We start from the raw sequence: 5,062 nt of genomic DNA, 5'->3' as shown, positions 1-5,062 counted from the left end.
ATGTCGTCGTCGGCGTCAAGGTCCGCTCCGGCCGTCACGCCGGCGGCACCAGCGGCATCGCCCCGGTCGACCTGGCGCTGGAGGCCGCCGACCAGGCCGGCCTGCCGCTGATGGCGCATATCGACGAGCCGCCGCCCGGACGCTCGGAAGTGCTGCCGCGGCTGCGCCGCGGCGACATCCTCACTCACTGCTTCCGCCCCTTCCCCAACGCGCCGGTCTTCGCCTCGGGCGCGGTGCGCCCCGACATGCGGCTGGCGCGAGAGCGCGGCGTCATCTTCGACATCGGCCACGGCATGGGCTCTTTCGACTTCGAGGTCGCGAAGGCAATGCTGGCCGAGGGGCTCGCGCCCGACGTCATCTCGAGCGACGTGCATCTCTACTGCGTCGACGGCCCAGCCTTCGACATCCTCGTCTGCATGTCGAAGCTTTTGGCGCTCGGCATGCCGCTGGTCGAGGTGCTGCGCGCGGCGACGCAGCGCCCGGCCGAGGCGATCGCGCGGCCCGATCTTGGCGCGCTGAAGGTCGGCGGCATCGGCGACGTCGCGGTGCTCAGGCAGCAACCGGGCCGCTTCACCTTTGTCGACGCGGTCGGCGCCTCGCTGGTCACCGATCAGCGGCTCGTTTCAGAGGGCATCGTCCTCGGCGGCAAGTGGTGGCCAAACGAGGCCGCCGACCACAACGAGACCGAGCGCTTCGAGGCGCATGCGGGTCACACGCATGTCGAGGTTGCGGCCAGGCAATTCGGGCATGGGTGATCTCCCCCCTAAGGGGGGAGATGTCGTCGAAGGCGACAGAGGGGGTCGCCGCGCGTGAAGCGCCAGCCTTCATCTGTCGCAGGAGGTCGAGCCCAGTCGAACCGACCCCCTCTGGCCTGCCGGCCATCTCCCCCACAAGGGGGGAGATCGCAGCTTCAGCGCCCCGCGTTGCTCGGCTCGCCATAGACCGGTGTCGCGATCCCTTCCATGCGCGCCTTGAGCTGCAGCGCCACGAATTTCGAATAGAACCGCGACAGCGCCAGATTGCCGCCGTGGAACCACAGCGCCTCCTGCGCCGTCGGCTTCCACATGTTGCGCAACTCGCCCTGCCAGGGACCGGGATCGCCTCTCACGCCCGAGCCCAGGCCCCAGCATGGACCGACCCTGTCGGCGACCTCGCGCGAGACGATCGCAGCCACCGTCTCGTTCATCGACCGATAGCCGGTGCAGGAGATGATCGCATCGACCGCGAGTTCGCTGCTGTCGTCGAACAGAATGCCGCTCGGTGTCAGCGACTTGATGCCGGCGCCGCTCTTGACCGCGATCTCGCCGTTCAGAATCAACTCGCAGGCACCGACATCGATGTAGAAGCCGGAGCCGGTGCGGTAGGCCTTCATCAGCAGGCCGGTCTCGTCCTCGCCGAAATCGATGGCGAAGCCGCGGTCGCTCAGTCGCTTGTAGAAGTCCGCGTCGCGTTTCCGGATGACATCGTAAAGCGCCCGCTGGCCCTTGGGCACCAGGGCGAAGGGTGTCGAGGCGACGATCATGTCGGCCTTGTCGGTGGTGATGCCGCGCGCCAGCGCTTTCTCGGAAAAGATCTCGAAGCCGACCTCCATCAGCGTGTCGGACTTCACCACCGTGGTCGGCGAGCGCTGGACCATGGTCACCTTGGCGCCGCTTTCCCAGAGGTAGACGCTGACGTCATGCCCCGAGCTTGCCGCGCCGATGACCGCGACGCGCTTGCCGCGGAACTTCTCGCCGCTGGAATACTGGCTGGAATGCAGGATCTCGCCCTTGAAGGCCTCGGCGCCGGGCAGACTGATCTGCCGCGGCGGTCCGTAGGCACCGGTCGCGAAGACGATGTGCTTCGGCTTCAGGGTGATGCGCTGGCCGACTCGGTCAACGATGACGGTCCAGGCCTTTTCGGCTTCGTCATAGGCGGCGCTGACGCATTTGGTGGCGACCCAATAGTTCAGCTCCATCACCCGTGCATACATTTCCAGCCAGTCGCCCATCTTGTCCTTGGGCGTGAACACCGGCCAGTTCTCCGGGAACGGAATGTAGGGCAGATGGTCGTACCAGACCGGATCGTGCAGCACGAGCGAGCGATAGCGGTTGCGCCAGGAATCGCCGGCGCGCGCATTCTTCTCGATGATGAGCGCCGGAACGCCAAGCTGCCTCAGCCTGGCGCCGAGCATGATGCCGCCCTGGCCGCCGCCGATCACCAGGCAGTAGGGCTGCTCCCTTACGCCAAGGTCGCGTGCCTCGCGCGCCCGCGCCTCCGCCCAGGTCTCGCGATCGGGATCGGCCTTGTGGCGGATGCCGAGCGGCCGCGCCGGACCCTTTTGCTCCTCGAACCCCTTGAGCTCGCTCATTGCCGTGAACAGGCTCCGGCAGCGACCGTCCTTGAGGCGCAGGATCCCCTCGCCCCTGGCAACGACTGTCTCGAAGCTGAACCAGGCCTCGATGATGCCATCGTCGACGCTCGCTTCGCCGGTGAGGCTCCATCGCGACGGCCGTGCCGTCGCGAGCGTCGCCACCAGCATGTCGCGGATCGCCGCCCGGCCCTCCATGGTCTTGATGTTCCATGTGAAGGTGAGCAGGTCGCGCCAGTAGCAGTCCTCGACGAAAAGATTGGCCACCACCTCGATGTCGCCGGCTTCGAGCGTGCGGGCGAAGGAACCGAGCCAGGTGGCCGCCTGCTGCGATGGTGCGATGTCGAGCATTTCTTGTCCTTCCTCGGGATATCGACCGCGCGCCGCCAAGCCTGGGGCCACGCAGAATGTGCCTCGAGACTATTGATAATCCGGTGAGGCCAGCCTGCAAGGGTGAGGCAGCGCCAACCTGGCGCCTTCCGATCCATATTCCGGGGGTAAAGACCCATGACGACTGTAGCATTGTAGTCGCGGCGGCGTCCTGTGCCGCTCTGACCCTGCCGATCGCAAGCAGGCTGAAGCCAACCGGAAATAAGGACCACGCGCGATGGACGTCAATGATACGGGCGATCGGCGAATGCCGATCGTCCCGGTCGGTCTAAGCAGGAACTCAGTCCGCCGACAGCTCCGCCGTCCTTGCCAGCGCGCCGCCGAAGCCGTTGAGCGAGATGGAGAAGCTGATCGGCTGCGCCGTGTCGGCGGCGACCGCATTGACCTTCAGGCTGGTGCCGTTCTGGAGCAGCGGCGTGGTGTCGGCGTCAAAGGCAACCGGCACCAGGCAGCCGACAGCCTGGCAGGTGTTGAACTGCAAGATGCCTTCCAGCTTCTTGTCGTCGATCTCCAGCGTGATGCCCTTGGCCAGCGCCAGGCCGAACGGCAGCGCCAGGGTGCCAGCGGCATCCTCGCCGGTCTTGGTCGACAATTCGATCGCCAGCAGACGCTGGTTGGTCTGCTTGCTGAACTGCTGGTGCGAGAGGCTGCAGGCCTTGGCCGCGCCGTTGACCTGGCAATTGACCACCCAGTCGCCATGGGTCTCCGAGAGCGCCGAGGCCCCGCCTGGCAGTTGCGGCTTGGCCGCGTCGGCGGCCGGCGCCACCTTGTCGCCCTTGGTCTGCGCAGCGATTGCCCAAACCGGCACGCCGAGGATGCAGACAGCGCCAACCATCGCCGCGAGATACCTGCTTCTCATGGGGATCCTTCTTGGAAGGCTCGGCTCCAGCCACTGGCTCGGCCTGGCACCGGCCGACAGAGCGGCGAAACAACCGCCCCCGTCAAGTGCAATGCCAGGTTGGAGGGCACATTCCTGGCCGATGAACCAATCAATTTGGCGTGGCTGCCCATCGACCATGGCACCGCCGGTCAAATGCCCTATATGGGTGGTAGGTTTAACGCGGGAGCGGATCGATGCGGCAGCTTCGTCCAACGACGGTTCTCATATCGGCAATGCTGGCGACGGCGATGGTGGTGGCCGTGGCTCCGCATGCCTTGGCGCAGGTGATTATCCCAACAAATCGCAATGTTCTGGTCCAGCAGAACGAACTGCTGCAGCTGCAGAACAGGATGCTGCGGCAGCAATTCCAGCAACAGCAGCAGCTGAATCGCGAGCAGGATCGCCAGATCGTGCCGCAGCCTCGACTGCAGGTACCGGTGGTCAAGCCGAGCTGCCAGGTGCTGGGCAATGCGATTTTGACGTCGTGCCGCTGACAAGCCGGCATTTTCGATTTATTTAGCCGACTTACCTGCCGGAAAATGCAATGTTGCATCGGCGGCGGTTTGGGGTTTTGCGGGATGGCGCCCTCCTTGCTCGGGAAGGGGCGATCCGACTGGGTTTCTGGGAATGGCAGCGACCAAGAAGACAGCGGTGCGCAAGGCAAAGAGGGGCGAACGGATTCGCCAGGTGGCGGCGATACCCTTTCGGCTGGGCCCTGATGGTGGCATCGAGGTGATGCTGGTGACGTCGCGCACGACCAGACGCTTCATCGTGCCCAAGGGCTGGCCGATGAAGGGCAAGAGCGGGCGCAAGGCGGCCATGATCGAGGCGCGGGAAGAAGCCGGCGTCCTCGGCGACACCCTGAAACAGCCGGCCGGCACCTATTCCTACTGGAAGCGCCTGGAAAGCCGCTTTGTTCGCGTTGACGTCGTCGTCTATCTGTTGAAAGTGACAGAGGAACTGCCCCGCTGGATGGAAGCAGGCACGCGGCAGCGGGCATGGCTGGCCCCGGCCGATGCCGCGCTGCTTATCGACGAGCCGGATCTATCGACGTTGCTGAGGGATTTGACTGTCCCCCAGACCGAGCCTGCCGACGCGATTTGAGATCAGTTGCTCTCATCCTTGCGTCCCGGAAACGGTCGTACCGGAGTACCCGTATAGGCCCACAGCCATTCCCGCGGCAGCGGCCCCTTATTGCGGTCGGCTTCCTGCGACTGCTCCCAGGCATGCGCCAGGATGCCGACCGAGCGCGACAGCACGAACAGGCCGCGCGTCAGCGGCGGCGGGAAGCCGAGCTCGCCATAGATCACCGCCGTCGCGCCATCGATGTTGAGCGGGATCCGCTTGCCCTTGCGCCGCGCCACCTCGGCCTCGATGGCCTCTGCGATGTCGGCGAAGCGGCCGCCGACCACGCCGCGCGCCGCGAAATCGCGGGTCAGTTC

The 5,062-nt window shown here is 65.6% G+C and carries 5 protein-coding genes and 1 pseudogene; 3 read left to right on the top strand and 3 right to left on the bottom strand.

Annotation, left to right across the window (positions count from 1 at the left end; translation table 11 throughout):
- Positions 1-755 (top strand): annotated as a pseudogene (locus tag EN745_RS29735) (amidohydrolase family protein); the annotation flags it as partial.
- Between the two features lie 155 nt (positions 756-910).
- Here EN745_RS29735 and EN745_RS29730 read toward each other — a convergent pair.
- Both EN745_RS29730 and EN745_RS29725 read right to left on the bottom strand, forming a co-directional pair.
- A complete protein-coding gene (locus EN745_RS29730) occupies positions 911-2,701 on the bottom strand; it encodes an NAD(P)/FAD-dependent oxidoreductase (RefSeq protein ID WP_127422891.1) in 1,791 nt (596 codons plus the stop codon).
- A 319-nt stretch (positions 2,702-3,020) separates the two neighbouring features.
- Positions 3,021-3,599 (bottom strand): invasion associated locus B family protein, encoded by a 579-nt coding sequence (locus EN745_RS29725; protein ID WP_127422890.1) that lies wholly within the window; start codon positions 3,597-3,599, stop codon positions 3,021-3,023.
- A 215-nt stretch (positions 3,600-3,814) separates the two neighbouring features.
- Here EN745_RS29725 and EN745_RS29720 point away from each other — a divergent pair, with 215 nt between their 5' ends.
- Positions 3,815-4,114, top strand: a complete 300-nt coding sequence (locus EN745_RS29720) for a hypothetical protein (protein ID WP_126058324.1) — start codon at positions 3,815-3,817, stop codon at positions 4,112-4,114.
- Positions 4,115-4,247: 133 nt separating this feature from the next.
- Positions 4,248-4,724, top strand: a complete 477-nt coding sequence (locus EN745_RS29715; RefSeq protein ID WP_127422889.1) for an NUDIX hydrolase — start codon at positions 4,248-4,250, stop codon at positions 4,722-4,724.
- A gap of 2 nt (positions 4,725-4,726) precedes the next feature.
- Here the strand turns inward: EN745_RS29715 and EN745_RS29710 are convergent.
- Positions 4,727-5,062 (bottom strand): citrate/2-methylcitrate synthase (locus EN745_RS29710; RefSeq protein WP_281034796.1); only part of this gene is annotated, 336 nt, incomplete at its 5' end.

Source organism: Mesorhizobium sp. M4A.F.Ca.ET.022.05.2.1, assembly GCF_003998845.1.
GTDB lineage: Bacteria > Pseudomonadota > Alphaproteobacteria > Rhizobiales > Rhizobiaceae > Mesorhizobium.
The sequence above is the reverse complement of the archived record's forward strand: the minus strand, read 5'-3'. Positions and strand labels throughout refer to the sequence as shown.

What these genes read in the sequence shown, in the direction of transcription:
- EN745_RS29730 (WP_127422891.1), bottom strand. Translation starts at nt 2,701, where the DNA reads ATGCTCGACATCGCACCATCGCAGCAGGCGGCCACCTGGCTCGGTTCC.
- EN745_RS29720 (WP_126058324.1), top strand. Translation starts at nt 3,815, where the DNA reads ATGCGGCAGCTTCGTCCAACGACGGTTCTCATATCGGCAATGCTGGCG.
- EN745_RS29715 (WP_127422889.1), top strand. Translation starts at nt 4,248, where the DNA reads ATGGCAGCGACCAAGAAGACAGCGGTGCGCAAGGCAAAGAGGGGCGAA.
- EN745_RS29725 (WP_127422890.1), bottom strand. Translation starts at nt 3,599, where the DNA reads ATGAGAAGCAGGTATCTCGCGGCGATGGTTGGCGCTGTCTGCATCCTC.